The 17,996-nt window shown below is 64.4% G+C and carries 13 protein-coding genes; 4 read left to right on the top strand and 9 right to left on the bottom strand.

What is annotated here, in order from left to right:
- Positions 1 to 2: 2 nt before the first annotated feature.
- From IV454_RS03570 to IV454_RS03560, 3 genes are all read right to left on the bottom strand, one after another.
- Positions 3 to 1,148, bottom strand: a complete 1,146-nt coding sequence (locus tag IV454_RS03570) for an acetyltransferase domain-containing protein (RefSeq protein WP_206090357.1) — start codon at positions 1,146 to 1,148, stop codon at positions 3 to 5.
- An 8-nt stretch (positions 1,149 to 1,156) separates the two neighbouring features.
- Positions 1,157 to 3,244, bottom strand: coding sequence for a TonB-dependent siderophore receptor (locus IV454_RS03565; RefSeq protein WP_206090355.1), 2,088 nt, complete (start codon positions 3,242 to 3,244; stop codon positions 1,157 to 1,159).
- Positions 3,245 to 3,376: 132 nt separating this feature from the next.
- Positions 3,377 to 3,805, bottom strand: coding sequence for a Fur family transcriptional regulator (locus tag IV454_RS03560; protein ID WP_054268410.1), 429 nt, complete (start codon positions 3,803 to 3,805; stop codon positions 3,377 to 3,379).
- Positions 3,806 to 3,942: 137 nt separating this feature from the next.
- Between IV454_RS03560 and IV454_RS03555 the strand changes: the two genes are divergently transcribed.
- Positions 3,943 to 5,370: an IgA Peptidase M64 gene (locus tag IV454_RS03555; RefSeq protein ID WP_206090353.1), complete on the top strand. Its 1,428-nt coding sequence runs from the start codon at positions 3,943 to 3,945 to the stop codon at positions 5,368 to 5,370.
- Between the two features lie 242 nt (positions 5,371 to 5,612).
- Positions 5,613 to 6,092 carry a hypothetical protein gene (locus tag IV454_RS03550; RefSeq protein WP_054268411.1) on the top strand — a complete coding sequence of 160 codons (480 nt, stop codon included), beginning with the start codon at positions 5,613 to 5,615 and terminating at the stop codon, positions 6,090 to 6,092.
- Positions 6,093 to 6,262: 170 nt separating this feature from the next.
- On the opposite strand, the gene parC is transcribed toward IV454_RS03550, so the two are convergent.
- From parC to IV454_RS03530, 4 genes are all read right to left on the bottom strand, one after another.
- A complete protein-coding gene (gene parC / locus IV454_RS03545) occupies positions 6,263 to 8,584 on the bottom strand; it encodes a DNA topoisomerase IV subunit A (protein ID WP_206090351.1) in 2,322 nt (773 codons plus the stop codon).
- Between the two features lie 76 nt (positions 8,585 to 8,660).
- Positions 8,661 to 9,599: a hypothetical protein gene (locus tag IV454_RS03540; RefSeq protein ID WP_206090349.1), complete on the bottom strand. Its 939-nt coding sequence runs from the start codon at positions 9,597 to 9,599 to the stop codon at positions 8,661 to 8,663.
- On the bottom strand, positions 9,596 to 11,305 hold the full coding sequence (locus IV454_RS03535) for a molecular chaperone HscC (protein WP_206090347.1): 1,710 nt from the start codon (positions 11,303 to 11,305) through the stop codon (positions 9,596 to 9,598). The genes IV454_RS03540 and IV454_RS03535 overlap by 4 nt, the downstream gene beginning before the upstream one ends.
- A gap of 93 nt (positions 11,306 to 11,398) precedes the next feature.
- Positions 11,399 to 13,396 carry a DNA topoisomerase IV subunit B gene (locus tag IV454_RS03530; protein ID WP_206090345.1) on the bottom strand — a complete coding sequence of 666 codons (1,998 nt, stop codon included), beginning with the start codon at positions 13,394 to 13,396 and terminating at the stop codon, positions 11,399 to 11,401.
- A 291-nt stretch (positions 13,397 to 13,687) separates the two neighbouring features.
- On the opposite strand from IV454_RS03530, the gene IV454_RS03525 reads away from it, so the two are divergent.
- Together IV454_RS03525 and IV454_RS03520 are read left to right on the top strand one after the other, a co-directional pair.
- Positions 13,688 to 14,383, top strand: a complete 696-nt coding sequence (locus tag IV454_RS03525; protein WP_229522042.1) for a response regulator — start codon at positions 13,688 to 13,690, stop codon at positions 14,381 to 14,383.
- Positions 14,384 to 14,452: 69 nt separating this feature from the next.
- Positions 14,453 to 15,448 carry a gamma-glutamyl-gamma-aminobutyrate hydrolase family protein gene (locus tag IV454_RS03520; protein ID WP_206090340.1) on the top strand — a complete coding sequence of 332 codons (996 nt, stop codon included), beginning with the start codon at positions 14,453 to 14,455 and terminating at the stop codon, positions 15,446 to 15,448.
- Positions 15,449 to 15,569: 121 nt separating this feature from the next.
- Here the strand turns inward: IV454_RS03520 and IV454_RS03515 are convergent, their stop codons facing one another.
- Complete coding sequence (locus IV454_RS03515; RefSeq protein ID WP_206090338.1) at positions 15,570 to 16,691, bottom strand: YbdK family carboxylate-amine ligase; 1,122 nt, start codon at positions 16,689 to 16,691, stop codon at positions 15,570 to 15,572.
- Position 16,692: 1 nt separating this feature from the next.
- Complete coding sequence (locus tag IV454_RS03510) at positions 16,693 to 17,868, bottom strand: cation:proton antiporter (protein WP_054268419.1); 1,176 nt, start codon at positions 17,866 to 17,868, stop codon at positions 16,693 to 16,695.
- Positions 17,869 to 17,996 lie beyond the last annotated feature (128 nt).

The raw sequence follows: 17,996 nt of genomic DNA, 5'->3' as shown, positions 1-17,996 counted from the left end.
GCTTACAGGTAGCGCACCCACGCGCGGCCGCTGGAGCGCTTGTAGTGCCCGAACCAGCGGCACGGGTAGTACAGCGCCGCGATCACGGCCAGCGCCCACACCCACACTTCTCCGATGCCGTCCGCCCGGTGCGCCTGGCCGTTCGACATGGCCGCCGTCAGGCCGCGCAGCGCCAGCAGCAGATACAGGTGCGCCAGGTAGTAAAACAGCGGCACCCCGCCGAAGGTGGCGCAGAAGGCCACCACGCGCCGGCTCGCCACTTCCATCCATGCCAGTGCCAGCATCCCCACGCCGAGCGTCATCAGCAGGAAATTGAGCGAGGGCGGATACTTGGTCAGATTCAGGAACGACATGATTGTGTGCAGCAGGTCGGCCTGCACGGTCCACGGCCGCGTTTCGCCATAGATGTTAAAACCGCGCAGCAGCGCAAGCAGCAGCAGGCAGGCCGCCCCGGCGAGCAGCAGGATGCGGCGCCGCGCCGGCGGCTGCACCGTTGTTGAAAACAGGGGACCGGTGGCGTAGCCGAGCAAAATCACCCCGATCCACGCCAGCACCGGATAACTGATCTTGACCCGGGTCGCGCCCTCGCTCACCAGGAAGCCGCGCTGCTCCAGCACTGTCCACGCGGCGTGCGCCAGGCTGCCCGGTTCCAGTCCGGGGAAGGACAAGGCATTGTGGCCGGCCACGATCACGGCGCCGAGCAGTGCCAGCCAGCGCAGCGGCACCTTGTGCAGCAGGGCCAGCGCGATCATCGACAGGCCGATCACCCAGATCACCTGCAAGTACAGCACCGGCGGCGGAAAGCGGCCGGCCCACGCAAAATTCACGAACACCAGTTCCAACACGATCAGGAGCAGGCCGCGCTTGAGCAAAAAGCCGCGCGGGCTGCGCGGACCGGACGGCGGATTGGCGTACAGCCAGGCCGACAGGCCGGTGAGGAACACGAACATCGGCGCGCAGAAGTGCGCCGCCAGGCGGCTGAAAAATAGCGACGGCTCGGTCGTGGCCAGGTCCATCGGGTCGCCGACCTGGCGGTGCAGGAAGAAGGTTTCGCGCGCGTGGTCGAGCGTCATGATCAGGATGATCAGGCCGCGCATCGCATCGATGGCGGCGATGCGCCCGGATGGGGCGGGTGCGATGGCGGTCATGGCCTACCTCAGAAGCCGTAGCTGGCCGTCAGCGTGGCGGCGCGTCCGGTGCCCGGCGCCACCCACATCTGGCTGTACGAACTGGCATACCAAGTCTTGTTAAACAGGTTGTCGATATTGAGCGCGATGCGCAGCTTGCGGTCCGGCGCCCAAGCCGCCACCAGTTTCACGGTACTGTAGGCGGGCAGTTCGAAGCTGCTCGACTCTGCCACGTCGCCCATGCGCTTGCCCACATAGCTGGCGCCGGCCCCGAGGCTGGCGTTGGTGTCGCCCAGCTTGAAGCTGGACACCAGCAGCACATTGGCGCTGTGGCGCGCCACGTTCGGAAAGCGGCTGCCCCTGCGGATGGTCTGGTCGCCCCTGGTGACGGTGGCGTCGGTCCAGGCGTAGGCGGCCGAGAGCTGCAGGTTGCGCGCCACGGTGCCGGCCACGTCCACTTCCAGGCCGCGGCTGCCGACTTCCCCTGCGGGGATCGCAAAGTCGGTATTGGCGGGGTTGGTGGTCAGGACGTTCTTCTTGTCGATCTTGTACAGTGCCACGGTGCTGCTCAGTTTTCCGTCAAGCGCCTCGACTTTCGCGCCTGCTTCATACGCCAGGCTCTTTTCCGCTTCAAAGGCCAGGTTCTCGATACTGATGCCGCTGTTCGGACGATAGGCGCGCGCCGCACTCGCGTACAGCGACAGCGCCTTGGTCGGCTGGTACACCAGCCCCGCGCGCGGACTGCTGGCGTGCAGGCTTTGCGCGCTGCCGGTATTGCGGCGGTTGTTGGTGACGGTTTGATCGGCGCTGTCGTAGCGAATGCCCAGCAGGGCTTTCCACTGGCCGCCCAGGTCGATCTGATCCTGGGCGTAGACGCCGTGCGCGCGCTGGCGCTCCAGGGTGTCGATCGACAAGGTCAGCGGATCGGCAACGGCGCCGTAGGCCGGCTGGAAAATATCGATCGCGTACGGATTGGCGCTTGACGGATTGCGGCGCAGCTGCACGCGGCGGTCGTCGAAGCGGTAGGCGTCGACGCCGAACAGCACGCTGTGGCCCAAGCCGCCGGTGCTTGATTTTCCGAGCAGCTCGACACGGCCCGACCTGTCGGTGGCCGAAAAATCGCGGTGGCGGCGCTGGCGGCGCAAGGTGCGGCCATCGGCCAGCAGATTGTTCGCTTCCGTCGAAAAGCCGGCCAGTTCACTGTCGCGGTACGACAGGCCCGATTGCAGCGACCAGTCGTCGTTCAGGGCGTGCTGCACGAACAGCTGGTGCCCCAGCGACTTGACGGTGGTGCGGCCATCGCCAGGCTCGCCCAGAAAGCGCGAGGCGGGAAGCGCGCCGAGTTTTCCGTTCAGCGCCGGCACGCCGCGGTCGAACGGGGCTTTTTGCTCGGTTGCTTCGATCTCGTAGGAGACCGTGGTGTGCTCGCCCGCCAGCCACACGAACGACGGCGACAGCAGCAAGGTGTCGCGCCGGCCGCTGTCGCGAAAGCTTTCGCCCTGCTGCCGGGCGGCGTTGATCCGGTAGGCCAGCGTCTCGCTCGCAGGGCCGGTGACGTCGAGCGCGGTGCGGTACGTATTGAAGCTGCCGGCCGACGCGCTGATGCTGCGCTCCTGGACGAAGCGCGGCTTTTTGGTGACGATGTTGACCGTGCCTCCCGGCTCGCCGCGCCCGTACAGGGCGGCGAATGGCCCCTTGAGCACTTCAATCGACTGGGTGTTGGCGGTGTCGCGCAGGCCGTTGTAGCCGCGGCTCGAACTGAAGCCATTGACCAGGAAATCCGAACCGAAATTGGGGTCGCCCGTGAAGCCGCGCATGGCGTAGCTGTCCCACAGTCCGCCCAGGTCACTCTGGCGCGACACGCCGCTGGCCAGGTCGAGCGCGCCGGCCAGGGTGCTCACGCCGGCGTCGCGCAGCACTTCGCTGGTGAGCACGCGCACGCTTTGCGGCAGGTCGGCAAGCGGTGCGTCGGTCTTGGTCGCGCCGGTGGCCGACAGGCTGCGATAGTGTTCGCGCTGGCCGCCGATGACCACCGTGTCGGTGGGCGCCGGCGCGGCGATGGCGGCCAGCGGCGTCAGACTGGCGAGGAGGGCGGCGGTGACGGTTTTGATGTGCATGCGCGGGATTTCTTCAGGCGTGGCAGGGCCGGATACGGCAAGAGGTTAATGCAACTGAGTTGCCATAATAGAGTGAATCCCTCTTTAATGCAATGCAGTTGCGTTAATCGCCTGGCGGATGCGACACCGGCCTTACTTTTTCGCGTTACAGACCTGGCAAACGCCCTTGATCAGAAAGTCGACCTGCTCGCTGGTGAAACCGTCGGGAAGGGTGATCTGGGCGGGCAGGGCGATGTCAGTAAAACAGGTCACCATTTCACAGTGGGTGCACTGGAAGTGCGCGTGCTGGTGTCCGTGCTGGCCCGCGCCCGCGTTGAAGCGCCACACCTGGTCGGCGCCGGCGATGCGGTGCACCAGTTCGTGCTCGGTCAGCCATTCCAGCACCCGGTACAAGGTCACGGAATCGAGCGCCGCGCCGGCCAGGCCTTCCTGGATCTCGTGGTGGGTCAGGGGTTTGTTCTGCGCCAGCAGATACGCCAGCACGCGCGAGCGCGGCTTGGTCAGGCGCGCGCCGGTGTCGCGGATCAGTGATTCAGCCTGGCTTTCAATCGTTGTGTACATCGTCGCTGGGATTCCAAGGGAAGCGACATGCTACCACGGCGCCGCACGCGTCCGGAACGCTATGCCGATTACGCTCTTTTGCGCCGTCCGGGGCGGGTTTACAATACAGCACGACCCACGCTTGCAAGGAAACCGCCATGCCGCTGTCCCCCGTCCGTTTCATGCGCCGCGTTGCCGGCCTGCTGGCGCTGGCCGCCTCCCAGGCCCACGCCGAGCCGCCCGCCACCGTCCGCGTCGACTATCAGCACAGCGGCAATGCCCTGTCGGACCAGTACGCGCTGGAACGGGTGATGATCGAACCGCTGCCGTGGCCGGGCGACCTGTCGCAAAATCTCGACACCACCAACCGTGGCCAGAACATGGTCGAAGTGGTCGACGCCAAGACGGGCGACCTGCTCTATTCGCGCGGTTTCTCGACCATTTTCGGCGAATGGCGCAGCACCGAGGAAGCCAATCGCATCAGCCGCGGCTTCGAGGAGTCGGTGCGCTTTCCGGCCTTCGGCAAACCGGTGCGGGTGCGGGTGCTCAAGCGCGACGAGCGCAATCAGTTTTCGGTCGCATGGAGCGTCGAGGTCGACCCGGACGCGCCGGACGTGGTGCGCAAACAGGGACCGGCGCCGGCCAAGCCGATCCCGATCCGGGTCAGCGGCCCGTCGCCGGCCAAGGTCGACCTGCTGGTCATGGGCGACGGCTACACGGCTGCCGAGATGACAAAATTCGAGGCCGACGCGCGCCGCCTGGCCGACCACCTGTTCACGGTGTCGCCGTTCAAGGAGCGCGCGAACGATTTCAATGTGTGGGCGATCGCGGTGCCGACTCTGGAAAGCGGCGTGTCGCGCCCCTCGACCGGCATGCACCACGCATCGGCGCTGGGCACGCGCTACGATATCTTCGGCAGCGAGCGTTATGTGCTCACCCTGGACAACCGCGCCCTGCGCGACATCGCCCAGCATGCGCCGTACGAGTTCATCGAAATCCTGGTCAATAACGACACCTATGGCGGCGGCGGCATCTTCGGCCAGTTCAGCACCGCCGCGGCCGGCAACGACTGGGCCAATTACCTGTTCGTGCACGAATTCGGCCACCACTTCGCCGGCCTGGCCGACGAGTACTACACCTCGCCCGTGGCCTACCAGTCGAGCGCGGGAAGGATGGAGCCGTGGGAGCCGAATGTGACCGCGCTGCGCGACCCGGCCAAACTGAAATGGCAGCGCCACGTCAAGGCCGGCACGCCGCTGCCGACCGTCTGGCCCAAGGCCCAGTATGAGGAATATGCGCGCGCCTACCAGAAGCGCCGCGCCGCGCTGCGCGCCGCCAACCGGCCCGAATCGGAGATGAGCGCGCTGTTCCGCGAAGACCTCGCGCACACCAATACCCTGTTCGCCAAGGCCGCGCACCGGCACGACGTGGGCGCCTTCGAGGGGGCCAATTACGAGGCGAGCGGCTACTATCGGCCCGAAATGCAGTGTCTGATGTTCGACCGAAGTGAAAGATTCTGTAAGGTCTGTAACGACGGCATCACCACCATCATCGATTTGTATGCCAAGAAGGGGGCGGGAAAATAGGCGTAGCGCCTGCAACGGCGGGCGATCAGGGTGTTTTTCTGCTCAGTTCGCCTTGCTGAAAGTTGCTTTTCGTTAGCTCTGGAATGCGTGCGCTAGCGCACAGACCCAGTGTCTCGCAAGACATATTCTTGATACCGTTCCTTGACGAAATATAAAGTTGAGAACGATAGATGGCGAAGGACTTCGGTCCAAAACGTCCACGGATAAGAAACCCCAACCAATCTTCTAAAGGTACACACACCATGAACAAATTACTCGTCACCCTGATCGCCGGCCTGTTCGCTACTTCGGTTTACGCACAAACGCCAGCGGCCACCCCGGCCGTTGTCAAAGCTGAAGCCAGCGCCAACAAAGACATCGCCAAAGCAGAAGCCAAGGAAGCTAAAGTAGTTGCCAAGGCCGACGAAAAAACCACCAAGGCTGCTGCCGACGCTACCGAGAAAAAAACCAAGGCGCATTCGAAAGCGGTCAAAGCCCACGCAGAAGCGAGCACCGACGTCGCCAAGGCTGATCCGGAAGACAAAATGAAAGCCGAAGCCAAGGCCGAGAAAAAAATGGCCAAAGCCAATCTGAAAGCCGAGAAAAAAATGATCAAGGCCGACGAAAAAGCGGAAAAAGTGGCTGTTGAAGGTGGCGCCGACAAAGCGACCGCTGCTGCAAAAACCCACGAAACCAAAGTTGAAGCTGCTTCGGACGTGAAAAAAGCCGCTGCCAAGCACTAATCCGTGCGCCCTGCTTGCAGGGTGATGGAATGAAAACGGGGTAAGTATTGCCTGACCGGGGTCCGACCTCGGTTGAGCAACACTTACCCCGTTTTTGTTCGTCGGCCGGCAGACTGTCGGTTCTGGCATTGCCAGAACCGATTTCCCGCCGGCGGCGGAAACGACGCGGATCAGCCGATTGGCGTGAGCGCCGTCACCTTGATCCTGGCCACCAGCGCCTTGCCCTTGCGTGCGCGCTTGCCGAAGTGGACCGCCAGGCCCGACGCCGACAAATCGACCGCGCGCGGCTTGTCGCCTGCCCAGGTCCCGTGCACGGTCACGCCTTTTTGCGAAATCGGCTGCACCGCCAGCAGTTTTTCCTTGTCTTCCAGCTCGATCAGGGTCACGCCACGCCCGCCGTTGGTCAAGGTCTTGAGTTCATCCATCCCGAACACCAGCAGCTTGCCTTTTTCGGTCAGGCAGGCTACCGCGCTGGCATTGGCCGCGATCACGCGCGGCGGCAGCGGCCGTGCGCCGTCGTCCAGGGTGATGAAGGCCTTGCCGCCCTTGAGCCGGCTGACCATGTCGGCCGCCTTGGCCGCGAAACCATAGCCCGCGTTCGACGCCATCAACAGCACGGTCTGGCCGCTGCCCGCGAAATAGTGCAGGATGCGGGCGCCGCCCGACAGGTCGACCAGCGTGGTAATCGGCACGCCATCGCCGCGCGCCCCCGGCAGCGCCGCCACCGGCACCGAGTACACCTTGCCGTTGTCGCCGAAGCCGAGCAGGGTGTCGATGGTGCGGCACTCGAATGCCGCGTACAGCGAGTCGCCCGCCTTGAAGGTGAACTGCGCCACGTCGTGGCCCACGCCGGTGCGCGCGCGCACCCAGCCTTTTTCGGACACGATCACCGTGACCGGCTCGTCGACGATTTTTTGTTCGGCCGTGGCACGCTGCGCTTCTTCGATCACGGTGCGGCGCGCATCGCCGAACTGCTTGGCATCGCTTTCGATCTCGCGGATGATCAAGCGCTTCATCGTCGCCGGATTGTCGAGGATGTCGCGCAGGCTGACTTCTTCCTTGCGCAGTTCTGCCAAAGCCTGCTGGATCTTGATCGTTTCCAGGCGCGCCAGCTGGCGCAGGCGCAGTTCCAGGATATCCTCGGCCTGGATGTCGGAGAGGCGGAATTCGGCGATCAGCGCGGCCTTCGGCTCGTCCGAATTGCGGATGATGTGGATCACCTTGTCGATATTGAGCAGGACCGCTTCGCGTCCTTCGAGAATGTGAATGCGGTCGTTGACCTTGCCCAGCCTGTAATCGGTACGGCGGCGCACCGTCACGAAGCGGAAATCAATCCATTCCTGCAGGATTTCGCTCAGCCCCTTCTGGCGTGGCCGCCCGTCGCCGCCGATCATCACCAGGTTGATCGAGCTGGACGACTCAAGCGAGGTATGCGCCAGCAGCATCAGCATGAATTCGGCCTGGTCCTGGTTCTTCGATTTCGGCTCGAATACCAGGCGCACCGGGGCGGCGCGGCCGGATTCATCGCGAATCGTATCGAGCGAGCCCAGAATGGTCTGCTTGAGTGCCAGCTGTTCTGGCGTGAGCGCCTTTTTCCCCAGCTTGATCTTGGGATTGGTCAGCTCCTCGATTTCTTCGAGCACCTTTTGCGACGACACGCCAGGAGGCAGTTCCGACACCACCGCCTGCCACTGGCCGCGCGCCAGTTCTTCGATCTTCCAGCGCGCGCGCACCTTCATCGAGCCGCGCCCGCTGGCGTACATGTCGGAGATCTGCGCCGGCGGCGTGATGATCTGGCCCCCGCCCGGGAAATCCGGCCCCGGAATGAGGGCCATCAGTTCGGCGTGGGTGATCTTGGGATTGCGGATCATGGCCACCGTGGCGCGCGCCACTTCGGTGAGGTTGTGCGAGGCGATTTCGGTGGCCAGGCCGACCGCGATGCCGGAGGCGCCATTCAACAGCACCATCGGCAGGCGCGCCGGCAAGGCTTTCGGTTCGGCGTGTTCGCCGTCGTAGTTGGGCTGGAAGTCGACCGTGCCTTCATCGATTTCTTCGAGCAGCAGCTTGCCGATGGGGGTCAGGCGCGCCTCCGTGTAGCGCATCGCCGCCGCGCCGTCGCCGTCGCGCGAGCCGAAGTTACCCTGGCCGTCGATCAGCGGATAGCGCAGCGAAAAGTCCTGCGCCATGCGCACCAGGGCGTCGTAGATCGACTGGTCGCCGTGCGGGTGCAGTTTTCCCATGACGTCGCCGACCACGGCGGCCGACTTGCTCGGCTTGGCGGTCGCGCTCAGTCCCAGTTCGTTCATGCGGTACAAGATGCGGCGCTGTACCGGCTTCTGGCCATCGCACACATCCGGCAGGGCGCGGCCCTTGACGACCGAGACGGCGTAATCGAGATAGGCGCGTTCGGCGAAGGTCGACAAGGTCAGCGTTTCGGCGTCTTCCGGCGGCGGTGGTGGAGGTGGTTCAAACAGGTTCGATTGTGAGGACATGTACGTAGGTGCTTATGAAAATTGAGTGTGTTTGTTGGGGGTGTGATGGCCGGTGCGCGCGCCGCAAGGGTGGCGCTCAGCGCGACCATCCCCTGCCCTGGACGACGGCTTCCCATCGTTCCACGATATCGGGATCGAGCCGGAGGTCGAGCATCTCGCCATGGTAGCAGTGGACCAGTTCAAGCAGTTCGCGCATGCGCTCGGTGAACGCGGCATCGGGATACCTGCCGATGACGCCACGCGGGTCGCCGTCGAGCAGCGCCCGCACCACCTCGTCTTCCCGGGCCAGCTGGCAAAAGTGCGCGTACGAGCGCTGGGCGCGCAGGCGTGCCAGCATCATGCCGGTTTCGTCGGGCATCTGGCGCCCCACGAAACTGGCGTCGTCGACCCAGCCGAAGTGCCCGGCCATCGCTTCGCGGAAGTCGTCCTCGCAGCCTTCGCCGGCGCAATACTGGACCGCGCACTCCTCGAAGCAGTCGCGCACCTCGATATTGAGCAGCTCCTCGCCGGCGAACAGCTGTTCGAGCCGCTGGCGCGTGTTGTGGTGCGCGTAGGTCAGGAATGCGGCCCAGACGCGGCGCGCTTCCACCACGGGCGACGCGGGTCCGGTCCCGGGGAGGGGAACTGGCAAGGGCGGCGGCAGGCGATATTGTTCCGGTTCTGGCTTGGGCAGCGACGGATCGAATTCATAAAAAGCGGTGTAGACGGGTACGTCCTGCGGCGCTTCATCGCGCGCCGGCGCCGCATCCGGGTCGAATTCGTAGGCCGCCATGTAGACCGGCGGCTCATATTCCGGCTTTGGCTCCTGCGCACGCGGGGCCGGTTCCTCGTCCGGCCAGTCCATGTCATGCGCCTGGTGTGCCAGCTGCAGCGCGGCCTGGTAGGCGTCGTTGAGGATCTGGAAGGCGACCGGATCGTCTTCCGGACGGGTCACCTTCAGCATGGCCGCGTAGGCGCGCTTGATGGCGCGCACGTCGCGGCTGGCCTTCATTCCGAGCACGCTCCAGACGTTCATAGGAAGGAACTCCCGCCAAGGTCGCGCATGACCCGCGTGAGCGTCTCGCGGGCGCCGCGCAGGGCCGACGGCTGCTGCGTATTGAGCACCGCCGTGAAGGCCGCGATGTGCTGCGCCAGGTATTCGCGTTCGTGACCCAGCAACTGCTCGTACAGGCGGTCGGCCTGGGCCACCAGGGTACGGTTTTCGATCTTGTCGCGCGGGTGGATTTTCAGTTCGCTCAGTTCGGCCAGGCGCTTGTCGACTTCGGCCTGGGTCATCACGCCGGCGTTTTCGGTGATGACCAGGGTGTGCTTTTCCTGGGTCGGCAGGACCGTGATTTCCGCTTCGAGCACACCGCTGATATCGTAGGTGAAGCGCACGTTGGCACTCACTTCGCCCGCCCGTTTCGCCTCGATCGGGAAATTGAGCTTGCCGAGGAAGACGTTGTCCGACACCCGGCGCGACTCGCCCTGGTATACATGCACCACCAGTTCGTCCTGGTAGTCGTTGATGGTGGTGATATTTTCCACGCGCGAGACCGGCACCGTCGAATTGCGCTCGATGATCGGCAGGTAGTGGCCCCCCTCGTATTTGTTCGGGCCGATTTCGCGCGCCACCGAAATGCCGAGCGAGTAGGGCGCCACGTCGGTCATCACCACTTCGCTCAAAGCCGAATCGCGCGCCATCAGGCCCGCCTGCACCGCGGCGCCGAGGGCGACCGCCTGATCGGGATCGAGACTGATCGACGGGAAGCGGCCGAACATGCGCGCGGCCAGCTTGCGCACCAGCGGCATGCGGGTGGCGCCCCCGGCCAGCACCACCGCATCGAGTTCGGATGCCTTGATGGTGGCGTCGCGCAGCGCGCGTTCGACCGGAGTACGCAGGCGCTGGATCAGGTGGTCGCACAGCAGCACGAACAAGTCCTCGGTCAGCTCCCAGCTGTATTGCTGGCCGCCCATGTGGTAGGCCATGCGCGTGGTGGCGCTGTCCGACAGGGCGCGCTTGGCGCGTTCGGCTTCGTCGCGCAGGCGCTGGCGCTGGGTGCCGTTCAACTCAGTGCCGTCCATGGCCTTGGACAGCCCGCTGCGCGAGAGGAAGGCGTCCACCACCACGCTGACAAAATCCTCACCGCCGAGGAAGTTGTCGCCGGCGGTTGCGCGCACTTCCATCACGCCGTCGAACAGTTCGAGGATGGAGACGTCGAAGGTGCCGCCGCCCAGATCGAACACGAGGAATTTGGTTTCGCGCTTGGTATCCTGGATGCCGTAGGCCAGCGCCGCGGCGGTCGGTTCGTTGAGCAGGCGCTCGACGCGCAGCCCGGCCAGCTGTCCGGCCACCCGGGTCGCCTTGCGCTGGGCATCACTGAAATAGGCGGGCACGGTGATGATGGCTTCCTCGACCGGCTCGCCCAGCCAGGCTTCGGCATCTTCCTTGAGCGCGCGCAGCACCATCGACGACAGTTCCTCGGGGCGGAACTTGCGCGCCCCGAGCTGGGTTTCGCGTTCGCTGCCCATGTAGCGCTTGAACATGGCCGCCGTCATGTGCGGATGGGTTTGCAGCCGCGCGCGCGCCGCTTCCCCGGTCAGCACCGTGCCGTCGTCATCCATGCCGACGCAGGAAGGCGTGAGAAAGCTGCCCAGTGCGTTCGGGACGAGATGCGCCTTGCCGTCGCGCCACACCGCCGCGAGACTATTGGTCGTGCCCAAGTCGATGCCGATAATCATGGTTCAGTGTCCGTTTGCGCTGCCACAAACCGGGGTCTGACCTCTGATTAGAAATATTTCGAATCAGAGGTCAGACCCCGGTGTTGCTGCAACTCAGATGTCGGCTTCGGTTTCGTTGCCGTGTTCTTCGATCCAGGCGCGGCGGGCGGCGGCTTCGCCTTTGCCCATCAGCATGTTGAAGCGCGCCGAGGCGTCGATGTGGCTGAAGTCGCCCAGCGAGACCGGCAGCAAGCGCCGCGTGTCGGGGTTCATCGTGGTTTCCCACAGTTGTTCAGCGTTCATCTCGCCCAAGCCCTTGAAGCGCGAAATGCTCCAGCTGCCTTCCTTCAAGCCTTCTTTCATCAGCTTGTCCTGGATCGCCACCAGTTCGCCATCGTCGAGCGCGTACAGCTTCTGGATCGGCTTCTTGCCGCGCGCCGGGGCGTCGACCCGGTACAGCGGCGGACGCGCCACGCAAATGTGGCCGGGCGCGAACAGGGCCGGGAAGTGCTTGAAGAATAGGGTCAGCAGCAGTACCTGGATGTGCGAGCCGTCCACGTCCGCATCCGAGAGGATGCAGATCTTGCCGTAGCGTAGGCCCGACAGGTCGGGTGTGTCGCCCACGCTGTGCGGGTCGACCCCGATCGCCACCGCGATGTCGTGGATTTCATTGTTGGCGAACAGGCGGTCGCGGTCGGTTTCCCAGGAGTTGAGCACCTTGCCGCGCAGCGGCAGGATGGCCTGGAATTCCTTGTCGCGGCCCATCTTGGCCGAACCGCCCGCCGAGTCGCCCTCGACCAGGAACAGTTCGTTGCGCGCGATGTCGCTCGATTCGCAATCGGTCAGCTTGCCGGGCAGCACAGCCACGCCGGAGGATTTTTTCTTTTCGACTTTTTGCAGGGAGCGCAGGCGCGACTGGGCCTGGCGGATCACCAGTTCGGCCAGCTTGCGGCCGTATTCCACGTGCTGGTTGAGCCACAGTTCGAGCGGCGGCTTGGCGAAGGTCGAGACCAGCCGCACCGCGTCGCGCGAATTGAGGCGCTCCTTGATCTGGCCCTGGAACTGCGGATCGAGCACTTTGGCCGACAGCACGAAGGAGACGCGCGCGAACACGTCTTCCGGCAGCAGCTTGACGCCTTTCGGCAGCAGCGAGTGCATCTCCACGAAGCTCTTGACCGCGCCATACAGGCCGTCGCGCAGGCCCGATTCGTGGGTGCCGCCGTTCGAGGTGGGAATCAGGTTGACGTACGATTCGCGCACCACCGCGCCTTCCTCGGTCCATGCCACCACCCAGGCCGCGCCTTCGCCTTCGGCAAAGCCGTCGGTTTCGCCGTTCGAGTACTGGGCGCCTTCGAACACCGGAATCAGGGTCTCGCCGCTGGTGCCCTGGGCCAGCATCTCATTGAGGTAGCCGCGCAAGCCTTCGTCGTACTTCCAGGTCGTCACGTCGCCCGTCTTGGCGAGGGTGAGGGTGACCGTTACGCCGGGCAGCAGCACTGCCTTGGAGCGCAGCAGGCGCGCAAGCTCGACCTGCGAGATCGCCGGCGAGTCGAAATAGGTGGGGTTCGGCCAGGCGGTCACGCGGGTGCCGCTCTTCTTGCCGTCGCGCGGCGCGGGGCTCGATGCCAACGGTTCGATCACGTCGCCGTTGGCGAAGGCCATCTTGTGCAGGCCGTTGCCGTTGTCTTCCTTGCGCCAGACCGTGATTTCCAGGCGCGAGGAGAGCGCATTGGTGACCGAGACGCCAACGCCGTGCAAGCCGCCCGAGAAGGCGTAGGCGCCGCCCGAGCCCTTGTCGAATTTGCCGCCCGCGTGCAGGCGCGTGAAGACGATTTCCACCGTCGGCACGTTTTCTTCGGGATGCAGGCCGACCGGGATGCCGCGGCCGTCGTCTTCGACCGTGATCGAGCCGTCCACATTGACCGTCACGCCGATGTTCTTGCAATGTCCCCCCAAGGCTTCATCGGAGGCGTTGTCGATCACTTCCTGGATGATGTGCAGCGGGTTTTCCGTGCGGGTGTACATGCCCGGACGCTGTTTGACGGGTTCGAGTCCCTTGAGGACCCGGATGGAGGATTCGCTGTAGTCGGATGCAGGTTTTTTGGTGGCCATGTCTAAGTTCTTTATGCGGATGCCTGCGCATTCTATCTTGTCGGACAGAAAAGGAGATAAATTGACTTGGATGAATGTGCTTGCCAGCCCGGGCATTTGTGGTTAGATTTGTACGCACACTAAGAAGTGTGTATAAAAACATTCCATAAGTTATTAAAAATGCATGCAAAAAGGCAGTCACTAAGCGTTCGCCTGTTGGGCTTTCCTTCCGCCGAGGGAGCCGAGCTGGGGACAGCGCTGGCCCATCCCCCGCGCGACGGGCCGTCGTATTCTTGTTTGTTGGGCGATAGTTTGCAAGAGCCGGACCTGGTCATTGCCAACGGTGACGACCTGAGCGCGCTGGCCGCCTTGCTGGCGTGGCAGCCGGGCCTGACCCGTCCGGGACTGGTGATCGGCTCGGCCGGGATGGAGTTTCCCTGCGCGCAGCTGGCGCGTCCGCTGGACATGTTCCAGATGTTCAAGCTGCTCACCGACATGGGGCGCAAACGCGCCGACGCGCTCACTGGCATGCTGGCGCCCGAGGCGCCGCCGGTGCACGAGCGGCGCCGCCGCATCCGCCTCGATCTCGACATCACCGATCCGGCCGACTTCGCGAAGATGCGGCATCACGCGCCCAACGGCGCGGTGCTGATCGTCGACAAGCGCGGCGCGCTGCGCGACCATGTGGCGCGGCTGCTGGCGGCGCAGCAGGTGTCGGTGGAGTGGACCGAAAGCGCGGCGGCGGCGGTGCGCCTGTGCGCGGAGACGCCGGTGTCGGTCGTGATGATCAATACCTCGACCCCCGGCATCGATCCGTATGCGCTGTGCAGCGAGATCAAACGGCAGGAAGGCGCCGAGCGCATCGCTGTGGTGCTGCTGGTGAACCAGGCCTCTGGCTACGACACGGCGCGTGCGCGCACGGCCGGCGTGCGCGGCCTGCTCGACAAACCGATCGCGGACCGCCATCTGGTGTCCGCGCTCAAGAAGCTGCTGTCGCTGCCGCCCTGAGTGCGCGACGGTCACAATTTTGTTACAACTTTGAATCGTGCGCTCGCATGGGAGCGCTATATTTAAGGCATGCCCGATACCGACAAGCCCTTGCGGCAAGCTACTGATCCTGTTCCCGGGACCGACCCTGACAAGGATGGGGGCGTCCATGCCGCGCGCGTGCCCGACCGCCGCTCCGATGCGCTGCCGCGCTACCACAAGGACAGCGACACGCCGCTGGCGCTGGCGCGGCGCGTGCTGGCCTCGCGCTGGCGCAACCTGCGCGACAAGATCGGGCGCGACTTCATGCGCCGCACCTTGCGCATCGGCGTATCGGCCCGCATTTTTCATCCGGAGCCCGGCTCGACTGGGCTGCGCAGCAAAAACCTGCAGTATCTGGAAGAGTCGATCGCGCAGTGGGTGATGTCGCGCGATGTGCTGGTGTTTATGATCCCGACGGTCAATACCAACGGGCTGCTCCACCCGAGCAATATCACCTTGCGTCATTACGCGCGCCATTTGGACGGGCTGGTGCTGCAGGGCGGGGCCGACGTGTCGCCGCAGACCTACTCGGAAAGTCCCACCCGGCCCGAGTGGAGCGGCGACCGCGCGCGCGATGTGTACGAACTCGAACTGCTGCACGAATTCGTCGACGCGGGCAAGCCGGTGCTGGGGATTTGCCGCGGGTGCCAGTTGATCAACGTGGCTTTCGGCGGCACCTTGTACCAGGATGTGGCGACCAATGTGCCGGCGGCGCATGCGCACGTACACAGCGATTACGACGCGCACCGGCATCCGGTGATTTTCCCGTCCGGGTCTTCGCTCGGGCGCATGTTCCCGGATCTGCGCCGGCCGGTGGTCAATTCGATTCATCACCAGGCGGTCAAGGACCTGGGGCGCGATATCCTGGTGGAGGCGATGTCGGACCCGGACGGGATCATCGAAGCGATCCGCTATCAAAGGGCGAATTTTGTGATGGGGTTGCAGTGGCACCCGGAGTTTCACCGGGCCGGCGGGGTAGATCTGCTCGATTGCACGCCGATTCTCGATGAATTCTTGCGGGCGGCGCGCGAGACGCGCTTGTAGGCGCGCTGGCACCATCGTCTTCCCCGCGCAGGCGGGGATCCATACCACCTTTGCTCATGGGTGCCATGGGCCCCCGCCTGCGCGGGGGAGACGGAGCAGAGTGTCATGGACGGCGAACAGGCTAGCGTTTCCCCCTGAAGCGCCGGATCGCCGCATTCACCATCCCCTCCGCGCTTCCCTGTTCCTCATACTGCCTGCGCAAATACGTCGAATCGCTCGCTTCCTGCGCCGCCGTCGACAAATGCCGCAGCGCGCCCAGGCTGCCGAGCGCCTCGCCATGCGGCTCCATCTTGCGCAGGGTGGTCAGGATATCCTCGCGCAGCGACATCGTCTCGTAGGTCTTCGGGTGGGTAATCGCCCCGTCCAAACCGAAGCGGCACGCCTGGAAGCGGTTGAAGTTATACACCAGGTAGTCGTCTTCCACCGGCGGCTCCTCGCGCCGCTCCAGCAGATGGCGGCACAGCGCCTGCAGATACCCGGCCAGCGCCGCCGCCCGTTCCACCGTCAGCGGCGTGTCGCACACGCGCAGCTCGATGGTCCCGTACTCCGGCTTGGGCCGCACATCCCAGTAAAAATCCTTCATGCTCTTGATGATGCCGGTGCCTTCCATCTTCGCGAAATAGACGTTCGCGAATTCGTCCCAGCTCAAGGTGAACGGCGCGCGTCCGCTCATCGGAAACGCGAACACGGAATTCAAGCGCGCTGAATCGAACAGGCTGTCGTGCCCCTGCACGAACGGCGACGACGCCGACAGCGCGATGAAGTGCGGAATATACCGGTTCAGCGAATGCAGCAAGAACATCGCATCGTCGCCCGAGGCGCAGCCGATGTGCACGTGCTGGCCGAACACCGTGAACTGCTTGGCCAGGTAGCCATACAGCGACGACAATTCCTGGAAGCGCTGCTTGGGATAGATCTTCTGCTCCGACCAGTGCTGGAACGGATGCGTGCCGCCGCCGCACAAACCGATGTTCAGGCGGTCGCCCGCCGCCACCAGGATGTCGCGGATCTCCAGCAGTTCCGCCAGCAGCGGCAAATGGCTCGAATGCACGCTCGAATTAATCTCGATCATGCTCTCGGCGATTTCGGGTGTCACGTTGCCGGGGAAGGGTTTTTGCGCCAGCAGGTGCAGCAGATCGGGGCTGGCGGCGGTCAGGTCGAAGTCCGACAGGCTGACTAATTGCAGTTCCAGTTCCACGCCAAAAGTCAGTGCCTTCGATTGGGCAAACGGTTCAAGCGCCATCTCAGGCCTCCGTGGTTTCGCGGGCCCAGATCAGGGCGCGCTGGATGATGATGGGACCGAACACTTCGAGCAGCATGGTCACCGCAGCCATCGAGCGCAGTTCCTGCACGTCGATCCCGCGCAGGCGCGCATGCTCGAGCAGCAGCACCACGAACACCGACACGGGCGCCAGCGCGAGGCCCGTGAGCGCGCCCTTGCGCCAGGAAATGCCGGACAGCTGCGAGAACACCGTCACGCCCAAGGTCTTGGTGGCCAGGCGCACGATCACCACCGTCACCGCCAGGGTGCCGCCGACGAATACTTCGCGCCATTCCAGGGTCGAGGCGGCATACACGAACAGCAGCACAGTAAGCAGTTCGCCGAGCGCGCCGAAATTGCGCTGCGCCTGGCTGAAGGCGACGCGCCGGTGGCGCGCCGTCAGGCCGAAGGCGAGCGTGGCCACCACCGGCGAGAGCTGGGTGGTGTAGGTGATCGACACGAGCAGAATGACGGCCAGCGCAAAGCCGACCGTGGCGTCCTGCGCCAGGTTGCCCAGGTGGCGCAGCAGCGCCGGCACCACCACGCCGAACAGGGCGCCGACGACACCCGACATCAGCAGCGCCACCAGGCTGTTGATCGTGGCGTCGCCGATGTCGGACGAACTGTGGAAGATCCAGAAACCCACGATGACGTTGAACGTAAACACCGACAGCACGCAGTTGATCGCGGACAGGTGCAGCACCCGTTCGGTCACCTGGCCGGAGCTGCGCTGTTCATTGATGATGCGAACCACCGTGGCGGGCGAGGTGGACATGGCCAGCGACGCGAGCATCAGCGCGGTCATGGTGGTGACGTTGAACCACATGGCGACGAAATAGACGGCGACGAAGGTGCCCAGCGCTTCGACCAGCGAGGCCATGCCGAACCAGGGATTGGTGCGCAGCCAGCGCAGGTTGATGCGGTAGCCCAGTTCGAACAGAATCAGGCCGAAGGCGATATCGGCCATGACCAGCACCGGGCCGGCGCCGGACGGCGGCAGTACGCCGGTCTGGGTGCTGGCGAGGGCGAAGCCGACGATGCCGTAGAAGCTGATGCGCGGCAGGCCGGTCCAGCGCTTGCCGAATTCGCCGGCCATCCACGCGAGACAGATCGCAACGGGCCAGGCGAGATTGGTGAGGATCGTCAGCAGATCGGGCATGGTTTCCTTTCGTTCCATCGGGTCGATGGGTGCGCCAAGATTCTACAAGACAAGAAGGCGCGCACGATTCCGCATAGCGAAAAAGTTAATTAAAAAATAATGATAGGGGAGGTGCGCCGTGTCGGTCG

This window comes from Massilia antarctica, assembly GCF_015689335.1.
Classification (GTDB): Bacteria; Pseudomonadota; Gammaproteobacteria; order Burkholderiales; family Burkholderiaceae_D; genus Telluria_A; species Telluria_A antarctica.
This window is presented reverse-complemented; position numbering and strand designations above follow the sequence as displayed.

Excerpts from the sequence above, each read along its gene's own strand:
- IV454_RS03570 (WP_206090357.1), bottom strand. The coding sequence starts at position 1,148 with ATGACCGCCATCGCACCCGCCCCATCCGGGCGCATCGCCGCCATCGAT.
- IV454_RS03565 (WP_206090355.1), bottom strand. The coding sequence starts at position 3,244 with ATGCACATCAAAACCGTCACCGCCGCCCTCCTCGCCAGTCTGACGCCG.
- IV454_RS03560 (WP_054268410.1), bottom strand. The coding sequence starts at position 3,805 with ATGTACACAACGATTGAAAGCCAGGCTGAATCACTGATCCGCGACACC.
- IV454_RS03555 (WP_206090353.1), top strand. The coding sequence starts at position 3,943 with ATGCCGCTGTCCCCCGTCCGTTTCATGCGCCGCGTTGCCGGCCTGCTG.
- IV454_RS03550 (WP_054268411.1), top strand. The coding sequence starts at position 5,613 with ATGAACAAATTACTCGTCACCCTGATCGCCGGCCTGTTCGCTACTTCG.
- parC (WP_206090351.1), bottom strand. The coding sequence starts at position 8,584 with ATGTCCTCACAATCGAACCTGTTTGAACCACCTCCACCACCGCCGCCG.
- IV454_RS03540 (WP_206090349.1), bottom strand. The coding sequence starts at position 9,599 with ATGAACGTCTGGAGCGTGCTCGGAATGAAGGCCAGCCGCGACGTGCGC.
- IV454_RS03535 (WP_206090347.1), bottom strand. The coding sequence starts at position 11,305 with ATGATTATCGGCATCGACTTGGGCACGACCAATAGTCTCGCGGCGGTG.
- IV454_RS03530 (WP_206090345.1), bottom strand. The coding sequence starts at position 13,396 with ATGGCCACCAAAAAACCTGCATCCGACTACAGCGAATCCTCCATCCGG.
- IV454_RS03520 (WP_206090340.1), top strand. The coding sequence starts at position 14,453 with ATGCCCGATACCGACAAGCCCTTGCGGCAAGCTACTGATCCTGTTCCC.
- IV454_RS03515 (WP_206090338.1), bottom strand. The coding sequence starts at position 16,691 with ATGGCGCTTGAACCGTTTGCCCAATCGAAGGCACTGACTTTTGGCGTG.
- IV454_RS03510 (WP_054268419.1), bottom strand. The coding sequence starts at position 17,868 with ATGCCCGATCTGCTGACGATCCTCACCAATCTCGCCTGGCCCGTTGCG.